Origin of the sequence: Amycolatopsis albispora (genome assembly GCF_003312875.1) — a bacterium.
GTDB classification, from domain to species: domain Bacteria; phylum Actinomycetota; class Actinomycetes; order Mycobacteriales; family Pseudonocardiaceae; genus Amycolatopsis; species Amycolatopsis albispora.
Window position 1 is genome coordinate 1901513 of the sequence record NZ_CP015163.1, and the last position, 15386, is coordinate 1916898.

General features: G+C 70.4%; 14 protein-coding genes and 2 tRNA genes. 4 read left to right on the top strand and 12 right to left on the bottom strand.

Translation table 11 applies throughout. The features are described 5' to 3' along the window. Window positions 1–18 precede the first annotated feature (18 nt). A complete protein-coding gene (locus tag A4R43_RS08920; protein ID WP_113691887.1) occupies window positions 19–1038 on the top strand; it encodes an aldo/keto reductase in 1020 nt (339 codons plus the stop codon). On the opposite strand, the gene A4R43_RS08925 is transcribed toward A4R43_RS08920, so the two are convergent. From A4R43_RS08925 to A4R43_RS08940, 4 genes are read right to left on the bottom strand one after another with little or no spacing between them, the layout of a single operon-like run. Beyond that, the gene (locus A4R43_RS08925; protein WP_113691888.1) at window positions 1035–2309 is read right to left on the bottom strand and encodes an RNA polymerase sigma factor; all 1275 of its coding nucleotides are present in this window, start codon (window positions 2307–2309) and stop codon (window positions 1035–1037) included. The genes A4R43_RS08920 and A4R43_RS08925 overlap by 4 nt on opposite strands. Next, window positions 2306–3307, bottom strand: coding sequence for a helix-turn-helix transcriptional regulator (locus A4R43_RS08930; RefSeq protein ID WP_113691889.1), 1002 nt, complete (start codon window positions 3305–3307; stop codon window positions 2306–2308). The genes A4R43_RS08925 and A4R43_RS08930 overlap by 4 nt, the downstream gene beginning before the upstream one ends. A 43-nt stretch (window positions 3308–3350) precedes the next feature. Further along, entirely contained in the window at window positions 3351–5606 is a 2256-nt protein-coding gene (locus tag A4R43_RS08935; protein ID WP_113691890.1) for an ATP-binding cassette domain-containing protein, read from the bottom strand. Then, window positions 5606–6442: an NAD(P)H-binding protein gene (locus A4R43_RS08940; RefSeq protein ID WP_113691891.1), complete on the bottom strand. Its 837-nt coding sequence runs from the start codon at window positions 6440–6442 to the stop codon at window positions 5606–5608. Before A4R43_RS08940 ends, A4R43_RS08935 begins: the two co-directional genes overlap by 1 nt. A gap of 74 nt (window positions 6443–6516) precedes the next feature. On the opposite strand from A4R43_RS08940, the gene A4R43_RS08945 reads away from it, so the two are divergent. Continuing rightward, the gene (locus tag A4R43_RS08945) at window positions 6517–7332 is read left to right on the top strand and encodes a TetR/AcrR family transcriptional regulator (protein ID WP_113691892.1); all 816 of its coding nucleotides are present in this window, start codon (window positions 6517–6519) and stop codon (window positions 7330–7332) included. Here the strand turns inward: A4R43_RS08945 and A4R43_RS08950 are convergent. From A4R43_RS08950 to A4R43_RS43230, 3 genes are read right to left on the bottom strand one after another with little or no spacing between them, the layout of a single operon-like run. Then, window positions 7320–7862: an NADPH-dependent FMN reductase gene (locus tag A4R43_RS08950; protein ID WP_113691893.1), complete on the bottom strand. Its 543-nt coding sequence runs from the start codon at window positions 7860–7862 to the stop codon at window positions 7320–7322. The genes A4R43_RS08945 and A4R43_RS08950 overlap by 13 nt on opposite strands. A gap of 19 nt (window positions 7863–7881) precedes the next feature. Beyond that, complete coding sequence (locus A4R43_RS08955) at window positions 7882–9447, bottom strand: MFS transporter (RefSeq protein WP_113691894.1); 1566 nt, start codon at window positions 9445–9447, stop codon at window positions 7882–7884. A gap of 52 nt (window positions 9448–9499) precedes the next feature. Further along, entirely contained in the window at window positions 9500–9664 is a 165-nt protein-coding gene (locus A4R43_RS43230; RefSeq protein ID WP_205215281.1) for a hypothetical protein, read from the bottom strand. A 25-nt stretch (window positions 9665–9689) separates the two neighbouring features. Between A4R43_RS43230 and A4R43_RS08960 the strand changes: the two genes are divergently transcribed. After that, window positions 9690–10208 (top strand): CGNR zinc finger domain-containing protein, encoded by a 519-nt coding sequence (locus A4R43_RS08960; RefSeq protein WP_113691895.1) that lies wholly within the window; start codon window positions 9690–9692, stop codon window positions 10206–10208. A 433-nt stretch (window positions 10209–10641) separates the two neighbouring features. Here the strand turns inward: A4R43_RS08960 and A4R43_RS08965 are convergent. After that, window positions 10642–10713, bottom strand: a tRNA-Arg gene (locus A4R43_RS08965). A 4-nt stretch (window positions 10714–10717) separates the two neighbouring features. Then, a tRNA-Arg gene (locus tag A4R43_RS08970) sits at window positions 10718–10791 on the bottom strand. Between the two features lie 188 nt (window positions 10792–10979). On the opposite strand from A4R43_RS08970, the gene A4R43_RS08975 reads away from it, so the two are divergent. Next, entirely contained in the window at window positions 10980–11735 is a 756-nt protein-coding gene (locus A4R43_RS08975) for an SGNH/GDSL hydrolase family protein (protein WP_113691896.1), read from the top strand. A gap of 825 nt (window positions 11736–12560) precedes the next feature. Here A4R43_RS08975 and A4R43_RS08980 read toward each other — a convergent pair. The 3 genes from A4R43_RS08980 to A4R43_RS08990 form a co-directional block, all read right to left on the bottom strand. Beyond that, complete coding sequence (locus A4R43_RS08980) at window positions 12561–13958, bottom strand: SPFH domain-containing protein (protein WP_205215282.1); 1398 nt, start codon at window positions 13956–13958, stop codon at window positions 12561–12563. 72 nt (window positions 13959–14030) lie between these two features. Then, complete coding sequence (locus A4R43_RS08985) at window positions 14031–14459, bottom strand: NfeD family protein (RefSeq protein WP_113691897.1); 429 nt, start codon at window positions 14457–14459, stop codon at window positions 14031–14033. A 76-nt stretch (window positions 14460–14535) separates the two neighbouring features. Further along, on the bottom strand, window positions 14536–15342 hold the full coding sequence (locus A4R43_RS08990) for a DUF3097 domain-containing protein (protein ID WP_113691898.1): 807 nt from the start codon (window positions 15340–15342) through the stop codon (window positions 14536–14538). Window positions 15343–15386 lie beyond the last annotated feature (44 nt).

Genomic DNA, 15386 nt, shown 5'->3' on the forward strand with positions numbered 1-15386 from the left:
AGCTTGAATAATCACCGCATGACCACCATGCGATACCGCCTGCTCGGCCGCAGCGGCGTGCGAGTGTCCGAGCTGTGCCTGGGCACGATGATGTTCGGCTACCCCGGCCTCGGGGTGGCGACGGCCGCCGAGGCCGACGGTGCCCTCAAGCGGTTCGCCGAGGCGGGCGGCAACTTCCTGGACACCGCGAACCGGTACGCCGGCGGGGAAAGCGAGCGCGTGGTCGGCGAGTTGATCAAGCCCGATCGTGACCGCTGGGTGCTGGGCACCAAGTACGGGCTGAGCAGCGACCCGAGCGACCCCAACGCGGGCGGCACGCACCGCAAGAGCCTGCGCCGCGCGGTCGAGGCGAGCCTGAAGCGGCTGGGCACCGACTACCTCGACCTGTACTGGGTGCACATCTGGGACGGCTACACCCCGATCGAGGAGGTGGTGACCGCGCTCGACGACCTCGTCCGCTCCGGAAAGGTGCTCTACCTGGGGATTTCCGACACCCCGGCGTGGCTGGTCTCGCGTGCGGTGACCATCGCCGAGGAACGCGGGCTGACCCCGTTCTCGGCGATCCAGATCCCGTACAGCCTGGTCGAGCGCACGGTCGAGCGTGAGCTGCTGCCGATGGCGAAGGCCCTGGACCTCGCGGTGACCGGCTGGGCGCCGCTCGGCGGTGGGCTGCTGACCGGCCGCTACGGCTCGGACCGGGAACGCCCGGCCGACGGCCGCCGCGCCGGGAGCGAGATCTCCGAGCGTGAGCTGGCCATCGCGGACGCGCTCAACGCCGTGGCCGACGCGCGTGGGGCGAGCGCGAGCCAGGTGGCGCTGGCGTGGCTGCGTGCGCAGCAGCACCGGGCGCTGACCATTCCGATTGTCGGTATTCGCAACGAAGCCCAGCTCGTGGACAACCTGCGGTTGCTCGACCTGGAGCCGGAGGAGCTGCGGCAGCTGGACGAAGCCAGCGCGCTGACTCCGGAGTTCCCGCACGAATTCGCCGGCGAGCGCTACGCCCACGGCGACGCCGTGGTCGAGTACCACCGTCGTTAAGCGGGCGCCTCTCCCCTGGCGCAGGCCGCCGCGCGATCGGTGAGCAGCGTGCGCTCGCGTTCGTTCTTCGTCATGCCCGCGGCGCGTTCGAATTCGGCGCGGGCCTCGTCGAAGCGGCCGAGCTTGGCCAGGAAGTCACCGCGGACCGACGGCAGCAGGTGGTAGCTCTTCAGCGAGGATTCCGAGAGCAGCGGGTCGACCAGGGCGAGCCCGGCGGCCGGGCCGAAGGCCATCGAGTGGGCCACGGCCCGGTTCAGCTCGACCACCGGTGAGCCGGAGATGCGCGCGAGTTCGTCGTACAGCTCGGTGATGCGTCGCCAGTCGGTTTCCTCGGCCGTGCGGGCGCGGGCGTGGCAGGCCACGATCGCGGCTTGCAGCCCGTACGGCCCGAGCGGGGCACCGGCGGATTCGGCTCGCTCCAGCGCGTCGAGGCCGCGGCGGATGAGCAGCTGGTCCCAGCGGGTGCGGTCCTGGTCGAGCAGCAGCACCGGCTCGCCGTTCGGGCCGGTGCGCGCGCGGGCGCGGGAGGCCTGGATCTCCATCAGCGCGACCAGGCCGTGCACCTCGGGTTCCTTCGGGGTCAGCTCGGCGAGCACGCGGCCGAGCCGCAGCGCTTCCTCGCACAGCGCGGGCCGCATCCAGTCGTCGCCCGCGGTGGCGGAGTAGCCCTCGTTGAAGATCAGGTAGATCACTTCGAGCACCGAGGCGAGCCGTTCGGCGCGCTCGGATTCCTCCGGGACCTCGAACGGCACCTTGGCTTCGGCGAGGGTGCGCTTGGCGCGCACGATCCGCTGCTGCACGGTGGATTCGGAGGCGAGGAAGGCGCGGGCGATCTCCTTGGAGGTCAGGCCGCCGAGCATGCGCAGCGTGAGCGCGACCCTGGCCTCGGTGTTCAGGATCGGGTGGCAGGCGGTGAACACCAGGCGCAGCAGGTCGTCGCCGATGTCCTCGCCGTGCAGCACGGCGTCCTCCGGCGCGTTGGGCGCGTCGGTTTCCATGTCGTGGCCGAGCACCTCGATCTTGCGCTCGAGGGTTTCGCGGCGGCGGATCTGGTCGATGGCACGCCGTTTGGCGATGGTCATCAGCCAGGCGCCGGGATTGCGCGGCACGCCGCTTTCCGGCCACTGCTCGAGCGCGGCCACCAGCGCGTCCTGCGCCAGTTCCTCGGCCTGGCCCACGTCGCGCACCAGCCGGGCCAGCCCGGCGATCAGCCGGGCCGCCTCGATCCGCCAGACCGCCTCGATCGCGGCGTGGGTTTCGGTTGCCGTCATGGGGAAATCACAGCACTGCCCGGTTCGCCGTGGCAACCGACCCCGCGGGTGACCCTGGCGGCGAGCTCCTTCAGGTGGTCGATCAGCTCGGGCGGGCCGTGCACTTCGAACTCGCAGCCGAGCATGACCAGCCGGGAGGCCAGCCAGTCCAGGGTGTCGCCGTAACCGTGCAGGCGGCAGCTGTGCTCGTCGATGGCTTCGAGGTGGTCGGCGGCGTCACCGAGGCGGGCGCGGGCCTGCTCGATCGGCAGGTGCAGGGTCGCTTCGGCTTCGTAGGTCGGCACGAGCGAGTACATCTTGCTGGTGAGGTAGGTGGCGGCGTCCTCGGCGGGCAGTTCGCGGGGCTGGGCGCGGGCGCCGGTGCCGAGCGGGTCGCGGACGCGGTCGGCGCGGTAGATGCGCCAGTCGTCGCGGTCGAGGTCGAAGGCGACCAGGTACCAGCGGCGCCCGGCGGAGACGAGCCGGTGGGGTTCGGTGTGGCGCTTGGCTTCGGTGCCTTCGTTGGTGACGTAGGTGAAGCGCAGCCGTTCGCGGTTGGCGATGGCCGCGGCGATCACGGTCAGGACCGCCGGGTCGACGGTCTGCGTGCCTGGGGTCAGCGCGGGCACGGTGGCACCGCTGAGCGCGCCGACGCGGTAGCGCAGCCGTGAGGGCAGCACCTGTTCGAGCTTGGTCAGCGCGCGCACCGAGGCCTCTTCGATGCCGGCGATCGCGTTGCCCGCCGCGGTGCGCAGGCCGAACGCGATGGCGACGGCCTCTTCGTCGTCCAGCAACAGTGGCGGCATGGCCGCGCCGGCGACCAGCCGGTAGCCGCCCTCGGCGCCCATGCTGGCTTCGACCGGGTAACCGAGGTCGCGCAGCCGGTCGACGTCACGGCGGATGGTGCGCGGGCTGACGCCGAGGCGCGCGGCCAGTTCGCTGCCCGGCCATTCGCGCGGGGTCTGCAGCAGGGACAGCAGGCTGAGCAGCCGAGCGGTGGCAGGCTTCGCGTCGGTCATGACGCTCAGCCTGCCACCCCTCTAGGACTGTCCCTGACCTACATCACGAAGCCAGGTCCTGCCGCAGGAAGTCCGCGGTGTAGGAGCCGGTGGCCTCGAGCAGGTCCGCGGGCGGGCCTTCGAACAACACGGTCCCGCCCCCGCTGCCGCCTTCCGGGCCGAGGTCGATGATCCAGTCGGCGTTGCGGATCACGTCCAGGTTGTGCTCGATCACGATCACCGTGTTCCCTTGGGCGACCAGCCGTTCCATGATCTCCAGCAGGTGCCCGACGTCGGACATGTGCAGCCCGGTGGTCGGCTCGTCCATCACGTAGATCGAGCCCGCCTTGTGCAGTTCGGTGGCGAGCTTGATGCGCTGGCACTCGCCGCCGGACAGCGTGCTCAGCGGCTGTCCCAGCTTCAGGTAGTCGAGCCCGACGTCGTTGACCGCGCGCAGCACCTCACGCAGCTTCTTCTCGGTGAAGAACTCGACCGCCTCGGCCGCGGTCATCTCCAGCACGTCGCTGATCGACCGGCCACGCAGCTTGTGCTCGAGCACGTCGTCGGAGAACCGCCGCCCGTCGCAGATCTCGCACACCGACTTGAGCCCGTCCATGAACGCCAGGTCGGTGTAGATCACGCCGAGGCCCTGGCAGTTCTCGCACGCGCCCTTCGAGTTCGCGCTGAACAGCGAGGGACTGACGCCGTTGGCCTTGGCGAACAGCTTCCGGATGCCGTCGAGCAGGCCGGTGTAGGTGGCGGTGTTGGACCGCCGCGAGGTGCCGACCGCGGCCTGGTCGATCACGATGGCGTCCGGGTACTCGGCCAGGAAGGCGTCGTTGACCAGGGAGCTCTTGCCCGAGCCCGCGACCCCGGTGACCACGGTGAGCACCCCGGCGGGGAACTTCACCGTGACGTCCTTGAGGTTGTGGCTGGTCGCGTGCTCCACCGTGTACCAGCCGGACGGCTGCCGCGGCGCGGTCTTCAGCGGCAGCCGGTTGCGCAGGAACCGCCCGGTGAGCGTGTCCGCCTCGGCCAGTTCGGCGACGCTGCCCTCGAACACCACCTCGCCGCCGCGTGCTCCGGCGTACGGGCCCATGTCCACCACGTGGTCGGCGATCGCGATCACGTCGGGGTCGTGCTCCACCACGAGCACGGTGTTCCCCTTGTCCCGCAGCTTGACCAGCAGTTCCTTGAGCCGGTGCACGTCACGCGCGTGCAGCCCGACGCTGGGCTCGTCGAAGATGTACATCATCTCGGTGAGGCTGCTCGACAGGTGCCGCACCATCTTGATCCGCTGCGACTCGCCACCGGAGAGCGTGGTGGTCTCGCGGTCGAGGCTGAGGTAGCCCAGCCCGATGGCGACCAGGTTCCCGATCCGGTCGATGAGGCTGTCCAGCACCGTCTTCGCCGTCGGCACCTCCAGCTTGCCCAGCACGGTGACCAGCTCACCGGCTTCCATCGCGGTGAAGTCGGCGATGTTGTAGCCGTCGATCCGGCTGTCGAGCGCGGCCCTGGCCAGCCGCGTGCCCTCGCACACCGGGCACACCCGCGAGGTGACGAACCGCAGGAAGATCTCGCGGTTGCGGTCGGACATGCCGTCCTTCTTGATGTAGAGCCGGGTGAACCGGTCGACCAGGCCCTCGTACCTGGCGTTCATCGACCCGCCCTGCCACTGCATGACCAGCTTGCCCTCGCCGTGCAGCAGCTGCTGCCACTCGGCTTCGTCGTAGTCGGCCAGCGGCTTGTCGTTGTCGAAGAAGCCCGACCCGGTGTAGGTGCCCAGCACCCAGCCCCCGACGGCGAAGTCGGGGTGCTGGACCGCACCCTCGTTCAGCGACTTCGACCGGTCGAGGAACTTGTCCAGGTCCAGCTGCACGGACCGGCCGAGGCCCTCGCACTCCGGGCACATGCCCTGCGGGTCGTTGAAGGAGAACGCGTTGGAGTAGCCGGCGTGTGGCTGCCCGGCTCGCGAGAACAGCAGGCGCAGCAACGGGTTGATGTCGGTGATGGTGCCGACGGTGGAGCGCGAGTTCCCGCCGAGGCGCTTCTGGTCGATGATGACCGCGGCCGAGATGTTGTCGATCTCGTCGAGGTCCGGCTGGCCGTAGCTGGGCAGGAAGTTCCGCGCGAACGCGGTGAAGGTCTCGTTGAGCTGGCGCTGGGCCTCGGCGGCGATGGTGTCGAACACCATGGAGGACTTGCCGGAGCCGGACACCCCGGTGAACACGGTGATCTGCCGCTTCGGAATGCTCAGCGAGACGTTCTTGAGGTTGTTCTCCCTGGCCCCGGTGATCCGGATGTGGTCGATCCGGTGCATCAGCGGAAGGCCTCCACGTTGTCGAGGGCCCACTGCTGGAAGGTGGTGCCCGGTTCGCCCATCAGTTCCTCGTAGCCGGGCTCGGGGATCTGGGGGTGTTCGGTGGCTTCAGCGAAGCCGTCGAGCAGCCAGTCGGCCACTTCGCCGGGAATGCCGTAGTCGACCCAGAGCCGGCGGTGTTCTGCCCTGGTCAGCTCGTTGAACTCGATCTCGGTGCCGAGCGCCGCGCCGATCGCGGCGACCTGCCCGGCCTGGGTGATCGACTCGGGCCCGCTGAGGGTGATCTTGCGGCCGGTGTGCCCGCTTTCGGTGAGCACCTTGGCCGCGACCTTGGCGATGTCGCGCAGGTCGATCGGGGTCTGCGCGGCGTCGGGATAGGCGGCGCTGACCGTGCGGCTGGCGCGGATCTCGTCGGCCCAGCCCAGTGTGTTGTTGGCGAACACGCCGGGACGCAGGAAGGTCCAGTCGAAGCCCGCCGCCTCCACCGCGCGTTCGACCTTGATGTAGTGCGCTCCGCTGGAGCCTTCACGTTCCTCTTCGTCGGCGTTGCTCCCGGACAACGCCACGACACGGCCCACGCCCGCCTCGCGCGCCAGCTCGGTGAACTCCCGCACCGTGTCCGGCAGGGGCGCCAGGTACACCGTGTCGACCCCCTTGAGCGCGGCGGGCAGCGTCTCGGGACGGCCGAGGTAACCGGTGACCACGTCCACCCCCGCCGGCAGCGCCGCCTTCTCCGGGTTCACGGTCAGCGCCCGCACCGGCGCCCCCAGTGCCACCAGCTCGTCGACGACCAGGCGGCCGACGCTGCCGGTGGCGCCCGTGACCAGAATCGTCACTATTCCCCACTCCTTTTCGTATGCCATACGAGAACAACTAGCGTACACCATACGAGAATGTAGGATCCAGTGCCGTGACGGTGGAACACAGTGGAGGCGGCGACCCGGACCGCAGCCTGCGGCTGCTCTGGCGGGACCGGCTGGCCGAGCCGGAACCGGCCAGGGGCCGCAAGCCGAGGCTGAGCCTGGCCGGCATCGTGGCCACGGCGATCCGGGTGGCCGATGCCGACGGGCTGTCCGCGGCGTCGATGCACCGGGTGGCCAAGGAACTGGGCGCGGGCACGATGACGCTCTACTCCTACGTGCCGGCGAAGGATGAGCTGATCGACCTGATGGTCGACGAGGCGCTGGGTGAATTCGGCCTGCCCGGTCCCGGCGAGCCGCGGCCCGAGGGCTGGCGGGCGCAGGTCGGGCTGTATTCCGAGCGCACACGCGAGGCCTATCGGCGGCACCCGTGGCTGCGGCAGGTGTCGATGACGCGGCCCGCGCTCGGGCCGAGCGTCATCCGGCGCCAGGAGTACCTGCTGTCCACCATCGCCGGGATCGGGCTGACGCATCGGCAGATGGCCGCGGCCGCGGCGAGCATCGCGACCTTCGTCGAGTCGAACGCCGCCGTCGAGGCCGACACCGCCTACCTGGAGCGGGTCACCGGGCAGAGCACCGACACCTGGTGGCACCAGCGGCAGGTGTTCTGGGACGAGTACTTCGACCAAGCGGCCAGCCCGACCATCGTCGAAGTCTGGGAGAACGGCGGGTTCGAACTGGACGCGCGCGACGCCGCGGCCGAGGCCTACGACTTCGGGCTCAACCGGCTGCTCGACGGGATCGAGGCGCTGGTGGCCCGGGGGAAACCGGACGGTCTCCCCCGGGCCGGTGCTCAGCTGCCGTAGGCGTGCGTGGCGCGGGCCGTACGCAGCGCCCGCGCCCACCACACCAGCTGGCCGAGCATGACCGTGGCCGCGTCGTTGACCGCCTTGGCGTCCTTGGGCTCGCCGTCGGGGGTGAACTGCGCCCAGGCGCTGTGGATGCTGACGGTCTCGCGCACGGTGACCGCGTGCAGTTCGGCCAGCACCACACGCAGGGCCTCGACCGCGCGCAGGCCGCCGGAGAGCCCGCCGTAGCTGACGAAGGCGACCGGCTTGCCACGCAGCTCGTCCCCGATCGAGTCCAGCGCGATCTTCAGCGGTCCGGGAAAGCTGTGGTTGTACTCGGGCGTGATCAGCACGACCCCGTCGGCGGCGGCCAGCCGTCGCGACAGTTCCTCGCCGGGATACGGGATCTCCGCGAGATCGATCGGGTCCACCGTGATTTCGGGGTGGCGCGCGGCCTGGCCGGTGAACCACTCCGCGACCACCGGGCCGAACCGTCCTTCCCGGACACTCGCGGTGAGCACGGCGATCTGGAACCGGTTGTCGGACATGGGAATCCCCTCCTGGTGTTCAGTGGACACGGGCGTCTTCGGTGGTGTCTGTGGTGTTCTCGGTGGCCGGGCGGACGTGGCGGAGCAGCACCACGGAGAGCACGGCCAGCCCGGCGGTGAGCGCGACGCTGATCCACGAGTTGACGTGGAAGCCGTCGGTGAACGCGGTCCTCGCGACGGTCAGCAACTGCTCCGCGGTGCCAGGGGGCAGTTCGGCGGCGATGGTGACCGCGCCGCCGAGGGTGTCGTGCGCGACGGTGGCCAGCTCGGGCGGGATCCCGGCCGGGGTGCCTTCGATGACGCCGATCCGGTAGACGGCGGTGCCGATGCTGCCGAGGATCGCGATGCCCAGCGCCATGCCGAGTTCGCTGCCGGTCTCGGACAGCGCCGACGCGGCGCCGGTGCGCTCGGGCGGCGCGGAGGCCATGATCAGGTCGGTGGTGACCGTCATCGCGGGGCCGAAACCGAAGGACAGCAAGGCGAATCCGGTGACCACGGCGGCGATCCCGGAGTCCGGCTCGGTGAAGGTGAGCAGCACGAACCCGGCCACGGCCAGCACCATGCCGCCACCGAGCACGTACGCGGCCCGGACCCGGCGGACGATGGCCGGGGCGAGCATGGTGCCCGCGACACCGGCCACAGTGGACGGAACGGTCCACAGTCCGGCTTCCAGCGGGGAAAGCCCGAGCACGAGCTGCAGGTACTGCGCGACGAAGAAGAACCCGCCGGCGACGCCGAAGACGGCCAGGGTCTGCACGGTGATGGAGGCGGTGAACCCGCGGTTGGCGAACAGGCCGAGGTCCAGCAGCGGTGCGCGGAGCGTGCGCTGGCGGCGGACGAAGGTGTAGAGGACAAGCAGTCCGCCGGTGAACGCGGCCGCGGCGGTCCAGCTGAATCCGGCTTCGGCGAGCTTCTTCAGCCCGTAGACGGTGGCGAGCATGCCGGTCAGCGACAGCGCGACGCTCGCGAGATCGACACCGCCCGCGTCGTCGTTGCGGCTTTCCGGCAGCAGGATGGGCCCGAACACCAGCAGGAGCAGCATCACCGGCACGCCGAGCAGGAACACCGAGCCCCACCAGAAGTTCTCCAGCAGCACGGCGCCGAGCAGCGGGCCGAGCGCGCTGCCCGCGGTGAAGCTGGTCATCCACACCGAAATCGCCACGGTGCGCTGGGCGGGGTCGTGGAAGAGGTTGCGGATCAGCGACATGGTCGAGGGCATCAGCGTCGCCCCGGCGATGCCGAGCGCGGCGCGTGCCACGATGAGCATTTCGGCGCTGGCCGAGAAGGCGGCCACCGCCGACGCCACGCCGAACGCGGCGCCGCCGATGAGCAGCAGGCGGCGCCTGCCGATCTTGTCGCCCAGCGTGCCCATGGTGATCAGGAAGCCGGCGATGAGGAAGCCGTAGATGTCGTTGATCCACAGCAGTTCGGTGCCGGTGGGTTTGAGGTCCGCGCTCAGCGCCGGGACGGCCAGTCCCAGCACGTTCATGTCCAGCGCGATCAACAACGTGGGCAGCGCGAGGGTGGCCAGTCCCAGCCACTCCCGCCTGCCCGCTCTGGGTGGTGCGTGCTCGTTCGCGGTCATGCGGCCGACGGTAGAACCTAAACCATAGTTGAGGTCAATCTTTTCTCCGGGTTCAGCCGGAGGCGGTCGCGCCGACCAGGCGTCCGTCGAGGTGGACGAGCCAGTTGCCGCACACGCAGCGGCGGTAGCAGAGCGTGCCGTCACCGGTGCGATGACGGGAATCGAGCGCGGTTTCCTCGACCGGCCAACCGCAGCGAGGACAGGATTCGGTGTTCATGCATCCAGCGTGATGTAATGGGTCAGTGCACTTCAACCCTTACGGCGGCGCCGCGGCCCAGGTGGCCGCCGGACTGGTGAACCTGGGCCACGCCCCGGCCGGCGAGCTGGTGGCGATGATGCGCTCGTGCGGCATGACCCTGCGCGGGCTGACCGCGCCCGAGGCGGCGGCCGCCGCCGAGTGGGGCGACCGGCTGCGGCCGGTGTTCGCGGAGTCCGATGTGGACAGGCGGGTGGAGCTGGTGAACGAGCTGCTGGCCGATTCCGCGTGCCGCCCGTTCATCTCCCGCCACGATGGGCTGCCCGCGCACCTGCACTACGCCAGCGAGCATTCGGGGACGCTCCGCCGGTTGCAGGCCTACACCGCGGGCGGGCTGGCGCACCTGCTGTGCGAGGAACCGGAGCGGCTGGGCGGGTGCGCGCGGGAGGGCTGCGGCACGGTCTACGTCGACACCTCCCGCAACGGACGGCGCCGGTTCTGCACCACGAAGTGCGCCAACCGCGTCTACGTCACCGACCACCGCAACCGGCGACGCGCGGGCTAGGCGGGCCGTAGCGCGTGAGCGGGTCGGCGCGCGCGGATCAGCGGCCGCCGCGGTGTGCGGGTCAGCCGAGTGCCGCGCGCGGGCCAGCCGACCGCGGTCCGTCGTCGACCAATCGTGGGCTGCGGGTCAGCCGACCGGCCGCGCGCGGGTCACAGGTCGCGGCCCGCGGTCGGCCAATCGCCGCACGCAGGTCCGCCGGGCGCATGCGCGGATTTCCGTTCGCGGTGTGGGGTTGCCGTTCGCGGCGCGCGGCTCAGCCAACCACCGCGCCGGTTAGCCGACCACCGCACCTACTAGCTGATCGCCGCGCCTGCTAGCTGATCGCGGTGTGCCGGTCAGCCGGTCGCCGACCGCGGGTCTGGGTCACGGCCCGCAGTTGGCCAATCATGGCCCGCGAATCAGCCGGTTTCCGCCCGCGGGTCAGCGATCGCGGCGCCCCTGCCAGGAGTCGAACCCGGGTCTCCGGCTCCGGAAGCCGGTGTCGTATCCGCTGGACCACAGGGGCCGCGCACCCCCGGCAGGGATCGAACCTGCGACCTCATGGTTCGTAGCCATGCGCTCTTGTCCGCTGAGCTACGGGGGTAAGAAAACAAAAAAAACCGCCTGCCGGGCACGGCGCGGCGGCGGTTCCTGACCGAGGGGTTCAGCCTCGGCGGGGACCGCGCCTGTCTCGCCGTCGCGTGGTGGTGGCCATGCGTTGAGTTTGTGCCGGGGCTCACCACGAGCGCAACTGGTTTATCCCGCCCGCGGCGGGGATGGCACCATGGTCAGGTGAGCAAGCGCTTAGTTGCAGTGGGCGACTCCTTCACCGAAGGGGTCGGGGACGACGACCCCGCGTCGCCGAACGGTGTGCGCGGCTGGGCCGACCGGGTCGCCGAGGTGCTGGCGGCCACGGACGAGGAGTTCCGGTACGCGAACCTGGCGGTGCGCGGCAAGCTGCTGCGGCCGATCCTGGCCGAGCAGCTGCCCGCGGCGCTCGACCTCAAGCCCGATCTGGTCACGCTCTACGCCGGCGGCAACGACCTGATGCGCCCCAAGGTGGACATCGACGCCCTGATGGTGCCGTACGAGGACGCGGTCGCCCGGGTGACCGCGTCCGGTGCCGTGGTGGTGCTGTTCACCGGCGTGGACGGCGTCGGGGATGCCCTGTTCCGCAAGATGCGCGGCCGGGTGGCGATCTACAACGAGTTCGTGCGCGAGATCGCCGCGCGCCACGGCGCGGTGCTGGTGGACATGTGGTCGATGCGGCAGCTACGCGACCGGCGGCTGTGGGCGCCCGACCGGCTGCACCTGAACTCGCTGGGCCACCAGGAGGTCGCGATCGCGGTGCTGGACGCGCTGGGCACCACGCACAGCCTCTCGCGCGCGGCGCTCGGCCCCGCCGAAACCGCCCCGGCGCACCTCCGCCGACGGGAGAACCTGCGCTGGGCTCGCGAACACGCGCTGCCCTGGCTAGGCCGCCGCCTCCGCGGCGAGTCCTCCGGCGACAACATCCAAGCCAAGCGGCCGGACCTCGGCCCTTTCTGAGACGTCCCCCGAGGGCACCTTCGACCCCGTGATTGGCCAAGTGATCGAGTGGCTCAGCCACCTAGCCACCTGGCCACCTCTGCCGCGCACGTCGATCTCTGCTGGGAAACACGCGTGGCTCCGTTAAGTGGCTGTGGTCGAGGGGCTGAGCCACGTAAATGGCTGAGTGGCCAAGTGGCAAAGTGACTGAGCCACTTTGCCACCTAGCCAGTAGGCCACCGGGCCACTCGACCAGTGAGCCAGCAGGCCAGTGGCCACCGGCCGCCGCAACCGGGCCACTGGGCTACCGGACCACTGGGCTTCGGGGGCCCGTGCCATCGGTTTGGGGCCAGCCCCATCGGTTCGGGGCCAGTGCCCTCGGTTTGGGGCCAGCGCCATCGGGGCGCACCACGGCAGCCACTCAGCCACTCCGGCCGCTGGAGTGACTCCGGCCGCCGGGGTCGCTTGGGCCGCTCGGGCCTCGTGGCTGGGCTGTCACCCACGACGCTCCGGCCAAGCGGCCATGCGGCGAGGCGGCCGGGCAGCCATGCCGCGAGGCGGCGAGGCGAGCGGCCCTTCAGGATCGCCCAGCCGCTCAGGACCACCAGTCGCTTAGGGGCGCCTAGCCGTTCAGGAGCGGAGCCGCCCAGCCATTCTTGGAGCGCTCGGTCGCCCGGTGTCCGTTTGGGCGTCCGTTTGGCCGGGTGGGCCCGGCTGGGGTGGTCGTTGGGTGTGTGCGCGGGCTCGGCTGGTGCTCGTTTACACACAGGCCGAACCGGGGTGTGGGTGGGTGCAAAGGAAACGGGGGCGGCTCGGTGAAGGAGTCGCCCCCGTTGCAAAGCGCTGCTACTGCTGCCGCGGCGGGCCTGAGTAGGGGCCGCTGCCGGGGCCCTGGCCGGGGAACGGGCCGCTTGGGGGGTTCTGGCCCGGCTGCTGCTGGTAAGGCGGCTGCGACTGCGGGAAAGGCCGCGCCCCGCCCTGCTGTGAGGGCGGCAGTTGCGCCGGCGGCTGCTGACGCTCGGTCTGTTCCGGCTCAGCCGAAGCCGAAGGCGACGACGGCGGCGAAGACGGCGGCATCGGCGGTTCGTTGTCCCCGCGTAGGGCGGCCAGGGCGGGCGGAGTGGTCCGCGGGGCGGTCAGCGGGCTCGGCACTTCCTGCCGCGCCACGGCTTCGGCGGCACGCACGGCCTCGGCCACCTTCGGGTCGGTGGAGGTGTCGAACCACGCGGCCACCTCGTCGTCCTCGATCGAGGGCTTTTCGACATCTTCGTACGCCGGCGGTTCGTAGCGGAAAACGCCATCGTCGCCGGGGGCGCCGAGGGAGCGCGCGAAGCCTTCCAGCGCCTTGCCGTAGTCGCTGGGCACCATCCACACCTTGTTCGCGTCGCCCTGCGCCATCTGCGGCAACGTCTGCAAGTACTGGTACGCCAGCACCTCGGGCGTCGGGCGCCCGGCCTTGATCGCGGCGAACACCTTCTCGATCGCCTTCGCCTGCCCCTGCGCCTGCAGGTACCGCGCGGCTCGTTCACCCTGCGCGCGCAGGATGCGCGACTGCCGTTCCGCCTCGGCGGCCAGGATCGCCGCCTGCTTGGCACCTTCGGCGGCGAGGATCTGGCTCTGCTTCTGCCCTTCGGCGGTCTTGATCGCCGACTCCCGCTGCCCTTCCGCGGTCAGGATCATCGCGCGCTTCTCGCGGTCGGCGCGCATCTGCTTCTCCATCGAGTCCTGAATGGACGGAGGAGGGTCGATCGCCTTCAGCTCGACGCGGGCCACGCGGATGCCCCACCGGCCGGTGGCCTCGTCGAGCACGCCGCGCAGCTGGCCGTTGATCTGGTCGCGCGAGGTCAGCGTCTCTTCCAAGCTCATGCCACCGACCAGGTTCCGCAGCGTGGTGGTGGTCAGCTGCTCGACACCGACGATGTAGTTGGAGATCTCGTAGACCGCCGCCCGCGAGTCGGTGACCTGGAAGTAGACCACGGTGTCGATGGACACGGTCAGGTTGTCCTGGGTGATCACCGGCTGCGGCGGGAAGGAGACCACCTGTTCACGCAGGTCGATCCGGGCGCGCACCTTGTCCAGGAACGGGACCAGGAAGTTCAGGCCGGGCGAGGCCACGGTGCGGAATCTGCCCAGTCGTTCGATCACCGCGGATTGTGCCTGCGGGACCACCATGATCGCCTTGGCGACGGTGACGATCACCAGCAGCACGACGATCGCGACGACGATTATCGCTGCGGTTGACAAGTTCGTCTCCCCTGTTCGTTCGGTGCGGCGCTCAGCCCGGTGCCGCGGGGCTCACCTTAGCGAGGCGGCCGGTCACGGCTCGGCCGACACGACCGCCGTGGCACCGGAGATCTCGACCACGGTCACCCTGGTCCCCGGTTCGAGCACCTGGCCCTCGGTGAAGCAGCGGGCCGACCACACGTCACCGCCCAGCTTCACCTGGCCGCTCTGGATGTCCACAGTGGACAGGACCACGGCGGACGCGCCGACCAGCGCGTCGGCGTTGGTCTTGTGGTCCGGCCCGGACAGGAAACGCCGCTTGAGCGCGGGGCGGACCAGGCCCAGCAGGCCGATCGAGGCGACCGCGAACACCGCGACCTGGATGTAGACGTTGTCGCTGATCAGTGCCGCCCCGGCGCCGATCAGGCCACCGAGCCCCAGCATGAGCAACACGAAGTCCCCGGACAGTACCTCCGCGGCGATGAGCGCCAACCCGGCCACGAACCAGATGAGTGCTGCCATGGCCTACATGGTGTCAGATAGATCGGCTTCACACTGAGTGAGCGACCGGACGTGACCTACGCGTGACCTGGCGGATTCACTCTTCCGGCGGTGGCGCGACGAAGTCGATGAGCCGCTCCACCGCACCGATCAGCGGGGTCTCCAGATCGCGGTAGCTGCGCACCCCGGCCAGCACCCGCTGCCAGCCCTCGTACGGCTCGCCCCAGCCCAGTGCCGAGCAGATGCCTTCCTTCCACGGCAGGCCTTTCGGCACCACCGGCCAGGCGCGGATGCCGACCGACGCCGGCTTGACCGCCTGCCAGATGTCGACGTACGGATGCCCGGTGACCAGCACGTGCTCGTCGCGGATCGCTTCCACCAGGCGGGATTCCTTGCTGCCGGCGACCAGGTGGTCGACCAGCACACCGAGCTTGCGGCCCGGCCCGGTGCCGAATTCCTCGATCCGGTCGGCCAGCACGTCGACCCCGTCCAGTGGTTCGACCACCACGCCTTCGACGCGCAGGTCGTGCCCCCAGACCCGTTCGACCAGTTCGGCGTCGTGCTTGCCCTCCACCCAGATCCGCGAGTCACGCGCGGTGCGGGCCCGCAGCCCGGCGACCTTCACCGAACCGGAGGCGGACGCCGCGGGCTTGGCGGGCGCCGACTTCGCGGGCACCAGCGTGACCGGCTTGCCCTCCAGCAGGAAACCCGCGCGGCTGAGCGGGAACACCCGATGCTTGCCGTGGCGGTCTTCGAGCACCACGGTGCCGTGCTCGAGCCGGACCACCGCGCCGCAGAAGCCGCCCGGCTCCTCGACCACCAGGCCGGGTTCGGCGGGCACCTCCGGGATCACGCGCTTGCGCGACCCGGCGAGAACGTCAGAGCCATAGGAATGGGAGCGCACGCCGCGCAACGGTAGCCAGCCGCGCACCCCATCGGGGGACGCCA